We start from the raw sequence: 15,724 nt of genomic DNA, 5'->3' as shown, positions 1-15,724 counted from the left end.
CCGTCGATCAGTTCAGGTGTGTAGGTGGACCCGCCACCCACTACTGCGAGCTTCATCAATCAGCCCTTTACTCCGGTCAGTGTGACGCCCTCGACAAATGCCTTCTGTGCGAAGAAGAAGACGACGATCACAGGGGCCATGACCAGAACGGTCGCGGCCATGGTCAGGTTCCAGTCGGTGTGGTGTGCGCCCTTGAAGGACTCCAGTCCGTAACTCAGCGTCCAGGCCGCCGGGTTCTCGGAGGCGTAGATCTGGGGGCCGAAGTAGTCGTTCCAGGCGTAGAAGAACTGGAAGAGGGCGACGGCGGCGATGCCCGGCTTGGCCATCGGGATCACGACGCGCAGCAGGGTGCGGAACTCGCCGCAGCCGTCCACCTTCGCCGCGTCCAGGTACTCGTTGGGGATGGTCAGCAGGAACTGCCGCAGCAGGAAGATGGAGAACGCGTCGCCGAACGCCATCGGGATGATCAGCGGCCAGAGCGTGCCGGACATGTCCAGTTGCTTGGCCCAGAACAGGTACATCGGGATGACGACGACCTGTGGCGGCAGCATCATCATCGAGATGACGAGCATCAGCGACAGGTGCCGGCCGCGGAAGCGGAACTTGGCGAGCGCGTACGCCACGGGCAGCGACGACACGACCGTGAGGACGGTGCCCAGGCCCGCGTACAGCAGGGTGTTCCGCCACCAGGTCAGAAAGCCCGGGGTGTCGAACACCTCCCTGTAGTTGCTCCACTCGAAGGGGTGCGGCCACAGGTCGCGGGTCAGTGCCTGCTGGTCGCTCATCAGCGAGGTGAGGAAGAGGAAGACGAACGGCAGCACGAAGAAGAGCGCGGCCGCGACGCCGAGCGAGTGCACGGCGATCCAGTGCAGCAGCGACTTGCGGCGTGCGACCCGCTCGGCCGGGGTGACGGGGTCACTCACCGGGCCGACGGCCTTCGGGGTGTCGAGAACCTGCGCCACGTCACTCACCTGCCTGGATCAGTCCGCCGCGGCGCCGCATCAGCAATGCGGTGAACGCCATGGCGAGGACGAAGAGAACGAGCGCGACCACACAGGCGGAGCCGTAGTCGAAGCGCTGGAATCCGAGGTTGTAGACCAGCTGCGGAAGCGTCAGAGTCGACTTGTCGGGATAGCCCGGCTCGAACTGCTGCCCGGAGCCGCCCATGACACCCGAGGCGACCTTCCCGGCCACCAAGGGCTGGGTGTAGTACTGCATCGTCTGGATGATGCCGGTGACCACGGCGAACATGATGATCGGGGAGATGTTCGGCAGCGTGACGAAGCGGAACCGCTGGAAAGGGGACGCCCCGTCCAGCTCCGCCGCCTCGTACTGCTCCTTCGGTACGTCGAGGAGCGCGGCCATGAAGATCACCATGAGGTCGCCCACCCCCCACACCGCGAGGGCCGTCAGCGCCGGCTTGGACCAGGTGGCGTCGGTGAACCAGCCCGGGGTCCCCATCCCTAGATCGCCCAGGATCGAGTTCACCGGTCCGGTACCCGGGTTGAGCAGGAAGACGAAGCCCAGCGTGGCGGCGACCGGCGGGGCCAGGTAGGGCAGGTAGAAGAGCGTCCGGAAGACGCCGGCCCCCGTCTTGATCTTGGTGATCAGCAGGCCGACGCCGAGCCCGAACACCACCCGGCAGGTGACCATGACCACGACCAGCCAGAGCGTGTTGCGCAACGCCGGCCAGAACAGCGGGTAGTCGTTGAAGACGAACGCCCAGTTCTTCAGCCCGCTGAACTCCGGGGCGGTGAAGCCGTCATAGCTGGTGAAGGAGAAGTAGAGCGTGGAGATCAGCGGGTAGGCGAAGAAGACGCAGAACCCGATCAGCCACGGCGACATGAAGGCCGCCGTCCGGAGCGCCGAGCGACGGCGCTTCGAACGAAGTGTGTACGTGCTCATCCCGTCGGCCCTACTTCGCCTGGTCGATCGCGGCGTCGATCTCCTTGGCGGTCTTCTCCAGCCCCGCCGCGATGTCCTTCTGGGTGCCCTTCTCGACGTCGAAGCCGAGGTTCTGCAGGGACACCAGGTACGCGCCGCCGTTCACCGAGGGCGGGGTGGTGGTGGACTTCGGGTTGGCGGCGATGTCCAGGAAGGTCTTGAAGCGCGGGTCGTACTTCAGCTTCGGCGACTTCAGCGCGGCCAGCGTGGACGGCACGTTGTGGATGGCGTTGGCGAAGTTCACGACCGCGTCGGTATCGGTCGTCATGAACTTCACCAGCTCCCAGGCGGCGTTCTGCTTCTCGGAGGTGGCGGCGATCCCGGCGATGGTCCCGGTCAGATAGCCCTTGCCGTACGTGTCCGCCTCGTCGTCCGCGACGGGCATCGGGGCCACCCCGATCTCGAACTCCGGCTTGGTGTCCTCGGCCATGCCGAGCCGCCACTCACCGTCCAGCTGCATGGCCACCTGGCCGGTGTGGAAGGGGTGCTTCGCGCCCCACTCGTCACCGAAGCCCGTCCGGAACTTCTCCAGCTTCTGGTAGCCGCCGAGCGAGTCGACCAGCTTCTTCTGGTTGGTGAGCATCGCGGCGAACGCCGGGTCCCTGGAGATGTTCGACTTGCCGTCGGCGTCGAAGTACGTCGGGTTCCAGCCACCGAGATAGTGCTCGGTCGTCGACTCGTAGCCGTGGTAGTTCGGCATGAAGCCGAGCTGCTCGTACGAGTCGCCCTTGGTCTTCGTCAGCTTCTCGGCGTCGGCGGCGAACTCGGACCAGGTCTTCGGCGGGCTCGTGATCCCGGCGTCCTCGAACGCGTCCTTGTTGTAGTACAGGCCGTACGCGTCACCCAGCAGCGGCACCGTGCAGCGCACCCCGTCGAACTGGGTGTACTCGTTCATCGCCTTCGGGAAGGTCGCGTCCGCGTCGATCCCGTCCTTCTTCAGGAACGGGTTGAGGTCGACGAAGGCCTTCGACGAACAGAACTTGCCCACGTTGTTCGTGGTGAACGACGAGACGACGTCCGGCGCCTTGGAACCGCCCGCGCGCAGCGCCTGGTTGATCTTGTCGTCGGTCATGTTGCCGACGACCTTCACGTGGATGTTGGGGTGCGCCTTCTCGAAGGCGTCGACCGTGGCCCGGATCCCCTTGACCTCGTTCGGGGCACTCCAGCCGTGCCAGAAATTGATGGTCGTCTCCTTGGACGCGTCATCACTGGCACCCGAACTGCTCTGCCCGGTACAGGCGGAGGCGAACAGGGCGATCGCGGCGGTCGCGGCGAGCGCGACGGCAGGCTTCCGGCGGTTTGCGGACATGGTGGTGTCTCCCGATGAGGGGTTGGGACGGGGAAGGGGGGTGCAGGCGTACGGGGAAGGAGCGTGCGGGCGTACGGGGAGGAGCGGAGCGAGGCTCAGCGCGAGGTGTCGAACACTTCGTCGCGGGTGGTGGCGAGCGCGCTCTCCAGCGCGCCGCGCAGGACGGGCCGGTGGGTCACCTCACCGGTGATCAGCCGGGGCCGGGACGCCGCCAGCTCGGCCAGCTCGGCAGCTACCCGGCCGCGCAGCGGTTCGCCGCCGCGCGCGATCAGCTCACCGGACAGCACGACGACCTCGGGGTCCAGGACGGCGACCATGGAGGCGAGACCGGTGGCCAGACCGGTGGCGAACAGATCGAGCAGCCGGCCGTAGGGCCCGCCCTCGTCCTGCTCCACGGCCGCGGCCGCCCGGCCGACCAGCTCGGCCGCGATCTCGTGATGGGTGCCCGGGCCGCGCACCGCCTCGTCGTCGATGCCGAGATCGCGGGCCAGCCTGGCGAGCACCTGGGCGCCCGCCAGTTCCTGGAAGCCGCCCGCGTTCGCCTTGGTGACCTGGCGGACCAGCGGGGCGCCGGGCACCGGCAGGAAACCGACCTCACCGGCACCGCCGGTGAAGCCGCGGTGCAGCCGGCCGTTGATGACCAGGGCGGCGCCGAGGCCCTCCTCGTTCCACAACAGCACGAAGTCGTCGTGTCCCCGCGCCGCGCCGAGCCGCTGTTCGGCCACCGCGACGAGGTTCACGTCGTTCTCGTACTCCACCGGCATCGGCAGGAAGGCCGCCAGCTCCTCCAGCAGGGTCGGGGAGTGCCAGCCGGGCAGGTGCGAGGCGTACCGCAGCCGGCCCGTGCCCGGGTCGAACGCGCCCGGCGTACCGATGACGACCCGGTGCACATCGGACCGGGTCAGTCCCGCCGCCTTGACCGCCCCGTCCAGCGCCTCCGTCACCTGTCGCACCACGCTGTCGGCGCGCCGCCCGGGGGTCCGCAGCTCGAACTCCCCGACGGTCTCACCCGTCACATCGGCGACGGCGGCGACGATCCGCTGGGCGTTCACATCGAGTCCCGCGACGTGGGCGGCCGACGCGTTGACGGCGTACAGCTGGGCATTGGGCCCCGGCCGTCCGGCCGCTGTCCCGGTCGCGACGACCAGCCCGGCCGCCTCCAGCCGGGCCAGCAGCTGGGAGGCGGTGGGCTTGGACAGGCCCGTCAGCTTGCCGATCCGGGTCCGCGACAGGGGCCCGTGCTCCAGCAGCAGATCGAGGGCGGCGCGGTCGTTCATGGCCCGCAGAACGCGGGGGGTACCCGGCGTGGTTCCGGCCATGGTCACTGCACCTGCCCTCTGTTAGGAAAGTTTCCTATTCGGTGGGAGGACCGTAGGACGCGCGTCGCCGGGGCGTCAATGGCCTGCACCGCGGTGGCAGCCAAAGCGTTACCTGGGCGGACGTCACGGACCAGTCAATGCCCACCGGGAACGCCGGCGAATCGAGTTGTCCACAACCCGTGCCGGGCCGGGAGGGAGGCGACCACGCCCGAGGGGCACCCCGCAGACCTCGCGGGGTGCCCCTCGGCTGTGCGGCGTACGAGCGACCGCGCTACTTGGTGATGCTCGGCGTCGCGGGAGGTATCGGGGTCGCCGCCAGGGACTGGGGCGAGGTGGCCGAGGCGTACGCCGAGGGCGCGGCCATCGCGGCTGTGGGGTCGGCGGCCGAGGGCTCGTCCGGCTGGGCCGGGATGCCGCCGACCATGCGGATGCCCGCCTCGTCGAAGGCACGCTTGATGCGCCAGCGCAGCTCGCGCTCCACGCCCAGGGCCTTGCCAGGCATCGTCTTCGCCGTCACCCGGACCGTCATCGAGTCGAGCAGCACGCTGTCCAGGCCCAGGATCTCCACCGGGCCCCACAGGCGCTCGGTCCACGGGTCGTCCTTGGCCATCAGCCGGGCGGCCTCGGTGATCACCGTACGGACCCGGTCGAGGTCCTCCGTGGGACGTACCTGCACGTCGACGCCGGCCGTGGACCAGCCCTGGCTGAGGTTGCCGATCCGCTTCACCTCGCCGTTGCGGACGTACCAGATCTCACCGTTGTCACCGCGCAGCTTGGTCACCCGCAGGCCGACCTCGATGACCTCGCCGGAGGCGACCCCCGCGTCGATCGTGTCGCCGACGCCGTACTGGTCCTCGAGGATCATGAAGACACCGGACAGGAAGTCGGTGACCAGGTTGCGCGCACCGAAGCCGAGCGCCACCCCGGCGACCCCCGCGGAGGCCAGCAGCGGGGCCAGGTTGATCTCGAACGCGCCCAGGATCATCAGGGCGGCCGTGCCGAGGATCAGGAACGAGGCCACCGAGCGGAGTACGGACCCGATCGCCTCCGAGCGCTGCCGGCGCCGCTCCGCGTTGACCAGCAGGCCGCCGAGTGCGGTGCCCTCCACCGCCTGGGCGCTGCGGTTCATGCGCTCGATGAGCTTGGTCAGCGTCCGGCGGACCGCGATGCGCAACGCGATCGCGATGGCGGCGATGAGCACGATCCGCAGACCGGTGTTCAGCCAGGTGGACCAGTTCTGCTCGACCCAGCTCGCGGCGTTGCCGGCCTGCTTCGCGGCTTCGTCCAGTGAGCCACCGGGCTCGGGCGACGGGGCTGCGGCCAACAGGGCGGACAGGGACACGGCGAAACCTCCGGTTGGGCGAGCGCTGAACAACCACACTAACGGGGCATGCGCAATGCTCCGTTGCCGTGATCGAGGGGAGAGACGCGTCTCACCCGGGGATATGGAAGAGGTAAGACCGGCCGGCCTGTGGCCGATCGCACAAGGGGCGCGATCGTGGCGGGCGGACTCCCGAAGCGCCTGTTCCGGCGCGTCCCGTCGTGGTGGTGGCAGGGTCCCGGAGAAAAATCCTTCCGGCCCGTTACCCGCACGTGGTGGCGCTATGACCAGGCAGGAGGGGAGACTGAGACCGGATCGTCCCGGCGCGAGCCACGCGCCGCCGGCGTACAAGGAGGCGTCCACGTGCCGCATGTCCTGGTTCTCAACGCGTCGTACGAGCCGCTCGGCGTCGTACCGCTCCGCCGCGCGCTCGTCCTCGTCCTCGAGAACAAGGCCATCTGCCTCGAGGAGTCCGGCGCTTTCATACACAGTGCGACCCGTGCCGTTCCGGCACCCAGTGTCGTCCGCCTGAAGCGGTTCGTGCGCGTCCCCTACCGGGGGCCGGTCCCGCTGACCCGCCGGGCGCTCTTCGCCCGGGACGGCGGGCGCTGCATGTACTGCGGCGCCGCCGCGACCAGCGTCGACCACGTCATTCCGCGCAGCCGCGGCGGACAGCACGCCTGGGACAACGTGGTGGCCGCCTGCCGCCGCTGCAACCACGTCAAGGCCGACCGCCACCTGCCCGAGCTCGGCTGGCGGCTGCACCAGCAGCCCGCGCCGCCGACCGGACTGGCCTGGCGGATCATCGGCACGGGACACCGCGACCCGCGCTGGCTGCCCTACTTGCAACCGTTCGGCGCGGACGACGCGATGGCCCGGATCGACGGCATCTCAGCCTGACGATCCGGGCTTCCGTATCTCCTGGGAGCGCGGAGTCAGGCGAACCGCAGCTCTGCCGGGTGTGCCATGCGTCGCAGCAGCGGCAGCGAGGTCGCGGCGGCCAGCAGACAGGCGGCGTACACCGCCGCGGGTACGAGCAGCGGCAGCATCGAGGGAGCCGTGCCGGGCGCGGCGACGGCGGTGTACGCGAGGTGTACCGCCATGCCGCCGACGCCCGCGAGCAGGACCGCGGGGGCCAGCGGGAGCGCGGTCTCCAGGAGCGTGGCCCTGGCCAGCACCGCGTGCGGCACCCCGGCCGCGGTCTGGGCGGCGAGGCCCCTGCGGCGGGTGGCGAGGGACTCCGCCGTGCCCACGGCGAGGCCGAAGAGGCTGATGGCCAGGGCCACCAGGAGCGCCACCCCGGCGAGGTCGAAGCCGTTGGTGTAGAAGCCGATGCCCTCCGGCGTGCGGATGGCCCGCCGGTGCAGTTCGGCGAGCACCACCTCCCGCACCCCCACGAAGCCGATCCCGACGACGGTCACCAGGAGCAGCGCGGCATGGGTGCGTGCGGCTGCCCAGGGGTCGTCCCTGAGCCGGCCCGCGGCGATCAGGACCGCCGGGCTCTTCGCGCTCGCCGCCAGCCGCCTGCCGATGGCGCCGGCTGACACCCCGGCCGTCCAGACCGCACCCCCACCGGTGAGGAACACCAGGACGAACACCAGCATCGGGAACGCCGCCGCGGTCGGGCTGCTGTCCCGCACCACGAGCGCGTACGCCCCGGCGGCGATCGGCAGCATGGCGAGGAACAGGATCAGCAGCGTCCGGCGTCCGTGCTCCGGCCGCACCCGGCTCACGTGGCCGAGCGGTGACGCGACCACACGGCGCAGGGCGAGCAGGCTCACCAGGGCACCGGTCGCCGGCACGAGGAGCACGACGGCGACGAACGCGGCCCAGGCCCCTGCGGGCGGGGTGTGCCCCCGGACGGAGAGGACCGCGGCGAAGACGGCGAGCCCGCCGGCCGACCCCGCCAGGCAGACCGGCCCGGACTCCAGCGCGCTGATGCGCCGCACCTGCGCCGCGGACGCCCCGGCGAGCCGCAGTCCGGCCATGCGCCGGTCGCGGTGCACGGCACCGATCCGGGCGCACTGGCCGAGGAGGACGAGCACGGGGACGAGCAGGAGCAGCAGGGCGACCACCACACCGCCCCGCTCGCCGGGCTGGTTCAGCAAGCCGTGTCCGAACGGGATCGACACCTGCCCCCGTACGGCGGCGACCGAGATCGCGGCCAGCGCGAACACCGTGGCGAGCAGGGCGCCCACCGCGGTGAGCGAGATCCGCCACCACTCACGACGGTCCGACCCGCGGACCAGGGTCCATGCGATGCGCGCGTCAGCTCTCATGGTGGGCGGCCTCCTGGACGGCGAAGGGCATGGCGCCGGAGTGCACGGACCCGTCCCGCAGCCACACCTCCCGGTCCGCGTACGCTGCGATCTGGGCGTCGTGCGTGATGAGCAGGACCGCGGTACCGGACTCGCGCGCCGCGTGCGTCAGGGCGGTCATCACCTGCTCCCCGGCGAGTGAGTCCAGGGCGCCGGTCGGTTCGTCCGCGAAGACGGCCTTCGGGCCCGTCACCATCGCCCGGGCCAGCGCCACCCGCTGGCTCTGGCCGCCACTGAGCTCGCCGGGCCGCAGCATGGCCTGTCCGCGCACGCCGAAGCGTTCCAGCCACTCGTCCGCCCGGTCCCGCGCCGCGACGCGGGTCGTCCCCGCGAGCATCAGCGGCAGCATCACGTTGTCGAGCGCGGTGAGCTCGGGGATCAGCTGTCCGAACTGGAAGACCACTCCGAACGCGGTGCGCCTCAGCTCGCTGAGCCGCTTCTCCGGCAACCGGTCGAGCCGCTCCCGGCCGTACGTGACCTCGCCCTCGTCGGGGCGGACGATGCCGGCCAGGCAGTGCAGCAGGGTCGACTTGCCGCTGCCGCTGGCACCGGTGACGGCGAGGATCTCGCCCGCCCGGAGCTCGACCGACGCGCCACGCAGGGCCTGCGACCTTCCGTACCGCTTCGTCAGGCCAGTGGCCCTGATCAGCGGTCCTGCGGCCCCTGCGGGCTTTTCGGCTTGCGTGCTCATACTGCGTCGACCTCCGCGGTCAGGGTGGTGAGACGGGTGGCCGTCGTGGCCATCCACCGCACGTCGGCGTCCAGATGGGCCAGGGCGTAGTCGGCCGAGAGGACGGTGCTCAGGTCGGCGCCCGGTGTGGTCTTGAGCCTGGTCAGTTCGTGCATGCGCACCATGTGGGCGGCGCGCTGGGTCTGGAGGTACGTGGCGGCCTCCGACGTCCGGTCTGCGCCCTGCGCCCGCGCGACCAGGAGGGAGATGACGACCTTGGCGAAGATCTCATTCGTCACGAAGGGGGCGGGCGGGGTGATTCCTTCGGTCCACGTGGCGAGTTCGGCCGCCCCCTCGTCCGTGGTGCGGTAGAGGGTGCGTTCGGGGCCGCCGTCGGAATCGGTGCCTTCCACGGCGGCCAGATGGTCCCGCACCAGGCGTTGCAGGGTCGTGTAGACCTGCCCGTAAGCCAGCGGGCGGGCCTGCGGGAAGAGTTCGTCGTACCGCCGTTTGAGGTCGTAGCCATGGCTGGGACTTCCGGCAAGCAGTCCCAGAAGAATGTGACGGGTACTCATGAGGGGTGACTATATACTCGATATATGTACTGAGTGAATACTCCGACGCGGACAATGTGGGGAGGGGTGGGTGACGCGCGGTGCTGCTGCGCCGGCCCAGGGGTCGTCCCTGAGCCGGCCCGCGGTGATCAGGACCGCCGGGCTCCTCGCGCTCGCCGTCGGTCGGCTACTCCGCCACGGCGTAGGCCTGGACGGACCACAGTGAGTAGCCGTACTCGGTCGCTCGCCCGTCGCCCTGGACCCTGATGAAGCGGGTGTCCTTCGCGTCCATCCGGACGGATTCGTGCCCGCCTCCGCCGTTGCGGACGGTGGCCGCAGTGCGCCAGGTGCGCCCGTCGGCGGAGACCTGCACGCGGTAGCGGGAGGCGTACGCGTCCTGCCAGTCCAGCACCACCTGCCCGATCCTGGCCGGGGCCGGGAGTTCGGCCTGCCACCAGGCACCGTCCTCGGGCGGCGAGGACCAGCGGGTCCTCGGATCGCCGTCCGAGGCGGCGGCCGCCGGGAAGTCCGCCGTCTCGTCGCCGGACGAGGACGCGGTGGCCGTGCGCACCAGATCGGGGCCCGCGGTGCGCGGGAAGGCGCGGACGGTGAGGGTGGTCTCCTCGGTGCCGAAGGAGAACGGCACCGCGTACTCGCCCGCGGGGGTGCCCTCGGGGACGGTGATCTCCACGGGCACCTCGGTACGGGAACCGCGTGGCACGGTCGTCCGCTTCGGCACGCGCACCTTGATGCCCTTGGGCGCCTTCGCGGTGAGCGCGCCGTGCACCTCGGCCGGGCGGCGGGCGGAGAGCCGCGCCTCGACCCGCAGCGGCTTGCCGCCGATCTCGGCGTCCGTCTCCCCGCGTGCGAGATCGAGCCGGGCGGCGGGTTCGTCGCCGAACCACGGCACCAGCGAGCGCACCCGGGGGGCCGTTCCGGCAGAGGGGGCGGTGCCCGCGAGCGGAGGGATGATCAGAGGCGGGGCGCCGGTGACGGCCGGGGTGGCGGTCGGCCAGCTGATCCGGACCGCGTCCGCCCGCACGCCCTGGCCCGGTGACTGGGTCCAGCCCCGCGCCGACAGGGCGCCGAGGCTCCGCCAGCCCTCGCCCGGCACATGGGCCTGGACCGTGGCGCCCGACGCCGCCGCGTCGTCGCCGGGCACCGTCATCGCGGTGACGGCCTCCAACGGGCGTGCCCGGCCGAAGCGGAGGGTGTAGCTGCCCGGGGCCTCGGTCACCGTGCCGTTGTCGCGGTCCGAACCGGTCCAGGCGTCGGCCTCCTTGCGTACCCGGTCGAGGAACGGGCCGAGCACCCCCTTGCCGACCGTCGCGCCGCCCGTCTTCACGGCCTTCAGCGCGGGTTCCAGGGCCAGCGAGGCCTCCCAGGCGCCCGCCCCGTCGTCGCGCGCCTGGGCCTGGAGCAGATCGACGGCCAGCTCGCCCGCCCGGCCGTAGCGGGCCAACTGCTCGCTCCACGGGCGCACTTCGGCGTCGAGTCGCCCGTCGGCCAGCCCGGCCAGCCGCTGGGGGGTCTCGCGCATCACGGTGAACGCGGCCCGCAGCCGGCGCGCCGCCTCGTCGCGCGCCCGGGCGCCGTCGGCCGTACGGGAATTCCAGAACGCGGTGAACAACGGCCGCAGGTAAGCCGATTCGTCACCGCCCAGGACGGACCCCGCGCTGTTGCCCGCCAGTGCGCGCAGCGCGTCCCCGCCGCGGGCGTCGCCGCCCGCGAGATCGTCCATGGCCGCCTGCCAGGACTCCTGCGGCTGGTACCCCTTGGGATTCCAGGCGAAGTCGGCGGCGGTGAACAGCGGGATCCGGGACGCGGACGGCTGCTCCATCGCATTGGCCAGCAGCGCCGCCGAACCGATGGCGACCGCCGGGTCCCGGCCGGTGTACGGGCCCAGGAAGATCCGGTCCTGCGCGTAGTCGTTGACCGGGTAGTTGTCCATCGTGACCAGCGGATGACGGAACGTCGTGCGGGCGCCGGCCAGTTCGCCGCCGGTGATGGTCCTCGGTACGACCCCGACCCCGGTCCAGGCGACCTGCACCCGCTCGTCGAGCTCCCCGGCGAGCGCGGTGCGGTAGTCCGTCGCCCCGTCCTGGTAGAACTCCGTCGGCATCATGGACAGCGGCGCGGAGCCCGGATGGCGCTCCGCGAGATGCCGCGCCACCGCGCTCACGACCCGGGCCTGCGCCCTGGCCGCCGCCTGCGGGCCGCTGCCGAAGGTGTCGGCGTCGGCCGAACAGTGCCACTCGCTGTAGCTGACGTCCTGGAACTGCACCTGGAAGACCCGCACTCCGAGGGCCCACATCGCGTCGATCTTCTTCGTCAGCGCCTTCACGTCGCGGTCCGACGACAGGCACATGGACTGCCCCGGAGCGACGGCCCAGCCGAGCGTCACATGCTCGGCGGCGGCCCGCTCGGCCAGCGCGCGGAATTCGGCACGACGCTCGGCGGGGTAGGGATCGCGCCAGCGGGCCTGCCGGTACGGGTCGTCGCCGGCCGCGTAGAGGTAGCGGTTCTGCTTGGTGCGGCCCATGAAGCCCAGCTGCGCGAGCCGTTCCTGCTGGGACCAGGGCTGACCGTAGAAGCCCTCGGTCATCCCGCGTACGGCACCGGCCGGCCAGTCCCGGACGGTGACGCCGGCGATCCGGCCGCCCCCGGTCAGCTGACGCAGCGTCTGCACGGCGTGGAACAGGCCGTCGTCGCCGACGCCGTCCACGGCGACGGTGTCCCGGCCCGCGACCCGGCCGACCGCGATGCGGTAGCCGCCGGACGGGAGATCGGCGCGCTCGGACGCGCGCAGCGAGCGCAGCGCGTCCTCGGCGCCGGCGCCGCCGAACCGGATGACGGGTCCGCTGCCGGGCAGCGACTCGTGGACGGACCGCACGCCCGCGTCGCGCAGCACGGTGCGGAGCGCCTCGACCGCGTACGGATCGGCTCCGCCGTCGGCGACGAGCGTCACCTCGCCGGAGAGCGGGACCGAGGACCCGGACGCCTTGATGCTCTGCGGTCGCGGCCACACGGCAGGCGGCGCGGCGTCGTCGGTGCGGTCCGGTGTGGTGACGGCGGGGGCGCCGGGAGGTGAGGGGGCGGCGACGGCGGCGGGGGCCCCCGCGGAGAGCAGTCCGCCGAGCACGGCCACGGCGACCGCCGTCGCGTGCTTCCTGCGCCTGAACTGCATGCCTGTCTCCCCTCGCGCCCACCGGTGGGCCCCGAGCCCACCACCCGCGCGCGAGGGTGTCAATGCGCGTGGTCGCTGTGGGTTAAATGCCCGAAATGGTACTCGCGGTGAGGAGGCTGGGACGGTCGTCGGCGCACGCGAAAGACGGCGCCGAATGGCCGAAACCGGCGGACGTCTTGCGGAGAACGGGCCTTCGGGGAACGGAATGTGACCCGGAGCACGTTGAAGTCGTTGTCGTAACGCCTACGTCTGCGGCCCCGCCCGTTGGGTAGGTCTGCTGTGTCCTGTTCCCCACGGCCAGGAGGCCACCATGCCCGCCGCAGCGCAGCTTCTGCTCTCCGCCCTGTCCAAACAGGTACCGGGTCCCGCCCCGCTCATCAGCGCGCTCCCGGCCACCCCCGGCACGCCCGGCCCGCTCACGAGCGAAGCCCCGCTGGCCGACGCCATACCCCTGACCAGCGAGCCCCCGCTCGCCGATGCCACACCTCTGACCAGCGAACCCCCGCTCGCCGTCCTCGCCCCGCTGACCAGCGAGCCGGCTTCTTCCGGCAGCGCTCGGGGCATGGAGTCCCCAGGAGTCTGAATGGGCTTGTCCCGGCTCGCCGCACTGCACGGCGTCGCCACCTCCTTCTCCCCGTCCGCCGATGTCACGGTGCCCGTCCCCGAGGGCACGGTCGTCGCGGTGCTCGCCGCGCTCGGTGTCGACGCCACCACGCCCGACGCGGTACGGGAGGCACTCGCCGCCGCCGAGTCCGCGGCCGGCTCCCGGCTGCTCCCGGCCACGCTGGTGGTGTGGACCGGGGAGCCGCTGCCCCCGGCCCTGACCGCGCTGCCGCCCGGCACGGAGCTGACGATCCGTCCGGAGGAGCCCGCCGCTGTGCCGCCGGCCCCGATGCGCGTCCCCGCCGGGGGTACGGTTCCGGCCGAATCCCGAGCGGGTGCCGTCCGGGCGGCCGAAGGCCCCGCCGAAGCGCCCGCCGGACCGTCGGGCGACGCCCCCGCGCCGAGTGGGGCGCTCCCGCCCCGCGCCGTGCCCGGCTGGTGGGCCGAGCCGCCGTTGGGGGTGCACCGGCTGACCGTCCGGGCACCGGGTGCCGAGGGCCGGGGGGCCGGTCCTGACGCACCGGTGAGGGAGACCTGCACGCTCGTGGTCGCCCCTGCCCGGGTCCCGCAGCCGCCCGGGCGCAGCCACGGCTTCCTCGTCCAGCTCTACTCCCTGCTCTCCGCCCGCTCCTGGGGCATGGGGGACCTCGGCGACCTCGCCGACCTCGCCTCCTGGTCCGGGCGCTGCCTCGGCGCCGGCTTCGTCCAGGTCAACCCGCTGCACGCCGCGGTCCTCGGTACGCCCACCGACCCCTCGCCCTACCGCCCGTCCTCGCGGCGCTTCCCCGACCCGGTGCACCTGCGGATCGAGTCCGTCCCCGAGTACGGGCACGCGTCCGACCCGGCCGCCCTCGACGACCTGCGCCGCCGCGCCGGGGAGCTCAGCGAGGCCGTGCTGAACAAGGGCGCCCTGATCGACCGGGACGCCGTCTGGGCGCTCAAGCGGCAGGCCCTCGACATCCTCGTCGGCGTACCCCTCACGCCCGGCCGCCGCGCCGCCTACTGCGACTTCCTCGCCCAGCAGGGCCGGGCCCTGGAGGACCACGCCCTGTGGTGCGCCCTGGCCGAGGTGCACGGCTCCGACTGGCACACCTGGCCGCCCGGCCTGCGCGACCCCCGTTCCAAGGAGACCGCCCGCGCCCGCGCCGAACTGCTGGACCGGGTCGACCACCACTGCCGCCTGGCCTGGCTGACCGACGCTCAGCTCGCCGCCGCCCAGCGCGCCGCCGAGGACGCCGGGATGGGCGTCGGAATCGTCCACGACCTCGCCGTGGGTGTGCACCCCGGCGGCGCCGACACCTGGGCCCAGCAGGACGCCTTCGCGCACGGCATGTCCGTCGGCGCGCCCCCGGACGCTTTCAACGCCCGCGGTCAGGACTGGGGGCTGCCGCCCTGGAGACCCGACGCCCTCGCCGCTTCCGGCTACGCCCCGTACCGGGGACTGCTGCGCGGGCTCCTCGCGCACGCCGGAGCCCTGCGCATCGACCACGTCATGGGCCTGTTCCGCCTCTGGTGGGTGCCCGAGGGGCGGCCGCCCACCGAAGGCACCTACGTCAGTCACGACGCGGAGGCGATGCTCGCCGTCCTCGTCCTGGAGGCTCACCGCGCCGGCACCGTCGTCATAGGGGAGGACCTCGGCACCGTGGAACCGGGCGTCCGGGAGGCTCTCGCCCGCCGCGGTGTCCTCGGCACCTCCGTGCTCTGGTTCGAGCGCGACTGGTCGGGCACGGGCCGCCCGCTCGCCCCCGAGGAGTGGCGCGAGGACTGCCTGGCCACCGCCACCACCCACGACCTGCCGTCCACCGCCGCCCGGCTGACCGGCGACCATGTGACGCTGCGCCACCGCCTCGGCCTGCTCACCCGGCCGCTGGACGAGGAGCGCACCGAGGACGGAACCGACACGGCCGAGTGGCTCGGCCTGCTCTCCCGCCTGGGGATGCTGCCCGAGGGCGGCGACGACGAGGAGGCCGCCGTCCGCGCCGTCCACCGCTTCCTGCTGCGCACCCCCGCCCGCATGGCCGGAGTCTGGCTCCCCGACACCATCGGCGACCGACGCCCGCAGAACCTGCCGGGCACCTGGGACGAGTACCCCAACTGGAGGTTGCCCATCGCCGACGCAGCGGGCCACCCGGTCACCCTCGAGGAACTTGCCGCCTCACCCCGGCTGCACCGGCTGATGGACGTCCTCAGACCACGCCAGGAGCCTTTGAGGACCCGTACGGCACCCCCGGGCGCGCGGCCCTCGTAGGCGTTCGCTACGTTTGCACCGTGGACAAGAAGAACGCTATGCGCGCCGGCGCCGTCGCTGCCGGAACGACGCTGATGATGCTGCTGATGTCGTCCCCCGCGCTCGCGCTCACCCGCGACGACGGTGACGACCCGGGTCCGGGCCTGAGCGTGATCGACACGATCGGCCTGTTCGTCGTGGCGCCCCTCGCCCTGTTCGCGGTCATCGCGGGCCTGGTCATGGTCCTCGACAAGTCCAAGAAGCAGGCCTAG

13 protein-coding genes are annotated in these 15,724 nt (G+C 72.0%); 4 read left to right on the top strand and 9 right to left on the bottom strand.

Annotated elements, in window-relative coordinates; genetic code table 11:
• Positions 1 to 59 precede the first annotated feature (59 nt).
• The 5 genes from ABZ434_RS33630 to ABZ434_RS33610 all read right to left on the bottom strand — a co-directional run bounded on the left by ABZ434_RS33630 (position 60) and on the right by ABZ434_RS33610 (position 5,914).
• Positions 60 to 962 (bottom strand): carbohydrate ABC transporter permease, encoded by a 903-nt coding sequence (locus ABZ434_RS33630; RefSeq protein WP_359145056.1) that lies wholly within the window; start codon positions 960 to 962, stop codon positions 60 to 62.
• A gap of 1 nt (position 963) precedes the next feature.
• Positions 964 to 1,905 carry a sugar ABC transporter permease gene (locus ABZ434_RS33625; protein WP_359145053.1) on the bottom strand — a complete coding sequence of 314 codons (942 nt, stop codon included), beginning with the start codon at positions 1,903 to 1,905 and terminating at the stop codon, positions 964 to 966.
• Positions 1,906 to 1,915: 10 nt separating this feature from the next.
• Positions 1,916 to 3,253: an ABC transporter substrate-binding protein gene (locus tag ABZ434_RS33620; RefSeq protein WP_359145051.1), complete on the bottom strand. Its 1,338-nt coding sequence runs from the start codon at positions 3,251 to 3,253 to the stop codon at positions 1,916 to 1,918.
• Positions 3,254 to 3,348: 95 nt separating this feature from the next.
• On the bottom strand, positions 3,349 to 4,572 hold the full coding sequence (locus ABZ434_RS33615) for an ROK family transcriptional regulator (RefSeq protein WP_359145048.1): 1,224 nt from the start codon (positions 4,570 to 4,572) through the stop codon (positions 3,349 to 3,351).
• Between the two features lie 271 nt (positions 4,573 to 4,843).
• On the bottom strand, positions 4,844 to 5,914 hold the full coding sequence (locus tag ABZ434_RS33610; protein WP_359145045.1) for a mechanosensitive ion channel family protein: 1,071 nt from the start codon (positions 5,912 to 5,914) through the stop codon (positions 4,844 to 4,846).
• Between the two features lie 342 nt (positions 5,915 to 6,256).
• Between ABZ434_RS33610 and ABZ434_RS33605 the strand changes: the two genes are divergently transcribed.
• Positions 6,257 to 6,793, top strand: a complete 537-nt coding sequence (locus ABZ434_RS33605) for an HNH endonuclease (protein ID WP_359145042.1) — start codon at positions 6,257 to 6,259, stop codon at positions 6,791 to 6,793.
• A 35-nt stretch (positions 6,794 to 6,828) separates the two neighbouring features.
• Here the strand turns inward: ABZ434_RS33605 and ABZ434_RS33600 are convergent, their stop codons facing one another.
• From ABZ434_RS33600 to ABZ434_RS33585, 4 genes are all read right to left on the bottom strand, one after another.
• A complete protein-coding gene (locus ABZ434_RS33600) occupies positions 6,829 to 8,172 on the bottom strand; it encodes an ABC transporter permease (RefSeq protein ID WP_359145039.1) in 1,344 nt (447 codons plus the stop codon).
• Positions 8,162 to 8,902 (bottom strand): ABC transporter ATP-binding protein, encoded by a 741-nt coding sequence (locus tag ABZ434_RS33595; protein ID WP_359145036.1) that lies wholly within the window; start codon positions 8,900 to 8,902, stop codon positions 8,162 to 8,164. The genes ABZ434_RS33600 and ABZ434_RS33595 overlap by 11 nt, the downstream gene beginning before the upstream one ends.
• A complete protein-coding gene (locus tag ABZ434_RS33590) occupies positions 8,899 to 9,456 on the bottom strand; it encodes a PadR family transcriptional regulator (protein ID WP_359145033.1) in 558 nt (185 codons plus the stop codon). Before ABZ434_RS33590 ends, ABZ434_RS33595 begins: the two co-directional genes overlap by 4 nt.
• Positions 9,457 to 9,622: 166 nt before the next feature.
• On the bottom strand, positions 9,623 to 12,622 hold the full coding sequence (locus ABZ434_RS33585) for a beta-N-acetylglucosaminidase domain-containing protein (RefSeq protein WP_359145030.1): 3,000 nt from the start codon (positions 12,620 to 12,622) through the stop codon (positions 9,623 to 9,625).
• Between the two features lie 310 nt (positions 12,623 to 12,932).
• Here ABZ434_RS33585 and ABZ434_RS33580 point away from each other — a divergent pair, with 310 nt between their 5' ends.
• The 3 genes from ABZ434_RS33580 to ABZ434_RS33570 are packed head-to-tail and all read left to right on the top strand — an operon-like array spanning position 12,933 to position 15,724.
• Positions 12,933 to 13,205: a hypothetical protein gene (locus ABZ434_RS33580; protein ID WP_359145027.1), complete on the top strand. Its 273-nt coding sequence runs from the start codon at positions 12,933 to 12,935 to the stop codon at positions 13,203 to 13,205.
• Positions 13,206 to 15,473, top strand: a complete 2,268-nt coding sequence (malQ, locus tag ABZ434_RS33575) for a 4-alpha-glucanotransferase (RefSeq protein WP_359145024.1) — start codon at positions 13,206 to 13,208, stop codon at positions 15,471 to 15,473.
• Positions 15,474 to 15,493: 20 nt separating this feature from the next.
• A complete protein-coding gene (locus ABZ434_RS33570; protein ID WP_148018711.1) occupies positions 15,494 to 15,724 on the top strand; it encodes a hypothetical protein in 231 nt (76 codons plus the stop codon).

The sequence above is a fragment of the Streptomyces sp. NPDC005761 genome, from assembly GCF_040630635.1.
GTDB lineage: Bacteria > Actinomycetota > Actinomycetes > Streptomycetales > Streptomycetaceae > Streptomyces.
Note: the sequence above shows the minus strand (reverse complement) of the source record. Positions and strands in the feature narration are given on the sequence as shown.

What these genes read in the sequence shown, in the direction of transcription:
- ABZ434_RS33615 (WP_359145048.1), bottom strand. Translation starts at nt 4,572, where the DNA reads ATGGCCGGAACCACGCCGGGTACCCCCCGCGTTCTGCGGGCCATGAAC.
- ABZ434_RS33600 (WP_359145039.1), bottom strand. Translation starts at nt 8,172, where the DNA reads ATGAGAGCTGACGCGCGCATCGCATGGACCCTGGTCCGCGGGTCGGAC.
- ABZ434_RS33590 (WP_359145033.1), bottom strand. Translation starts at nt 9,456, where the DNA reads ATGAGTACCCGTCACATTCTTCTGGGACTGCTTGCCGGAAGTCCCAGC.
- ABZ434_RS33620 (WP_359145051.1), bottom strand. Translation starts at nt 3,253, where the DNA reads ATGTCCGCAAACCGCCGGAAGCCTGCCGTCGCGCTCGCCGCGACCGCC.
- ABZ434_RS33585 (WP_359145030.1), bottom strand. Translation starts at nt 12,622, where the DNA reads ATGCAGTTCAGGCGCAGGAAGCACGCGACGGCGGTCGCCGTGGCCGTG.
- ABZ434_RS33625 (WP_359145053.1), bottom strand. Translation starts at nt 1,905, where the DNA reads ATGAGCACGTACACACTTCGTTCGAAGCGCCGTCGCTCGGCGCTCCGG.
- ABZ434_RS33595 (WP_359145036.1), bottom strand. Translation starts at nt 8,902, where the DNA reads ATGAGCACGCAAGCCGAAAAGCCCGCAGGGGCCGCAGGACCGCTGATC.
- malQ (WP_359145024.1), top strand. Translation starts at nt 13,206, where the DNA reads ATGGGCTTGTCCCGGCTCGCCGCACTGCACGGCGTCGCCACCTCCTTC.
- ABZ434_RS33580 (WP_359145027.1), top strand. Translation starts at nt 12,933, where the DNA reads ATGCCCGCCGCAGCGCAGCTTCTGCTCTCCGCCCTGTCCAAACAGGTA.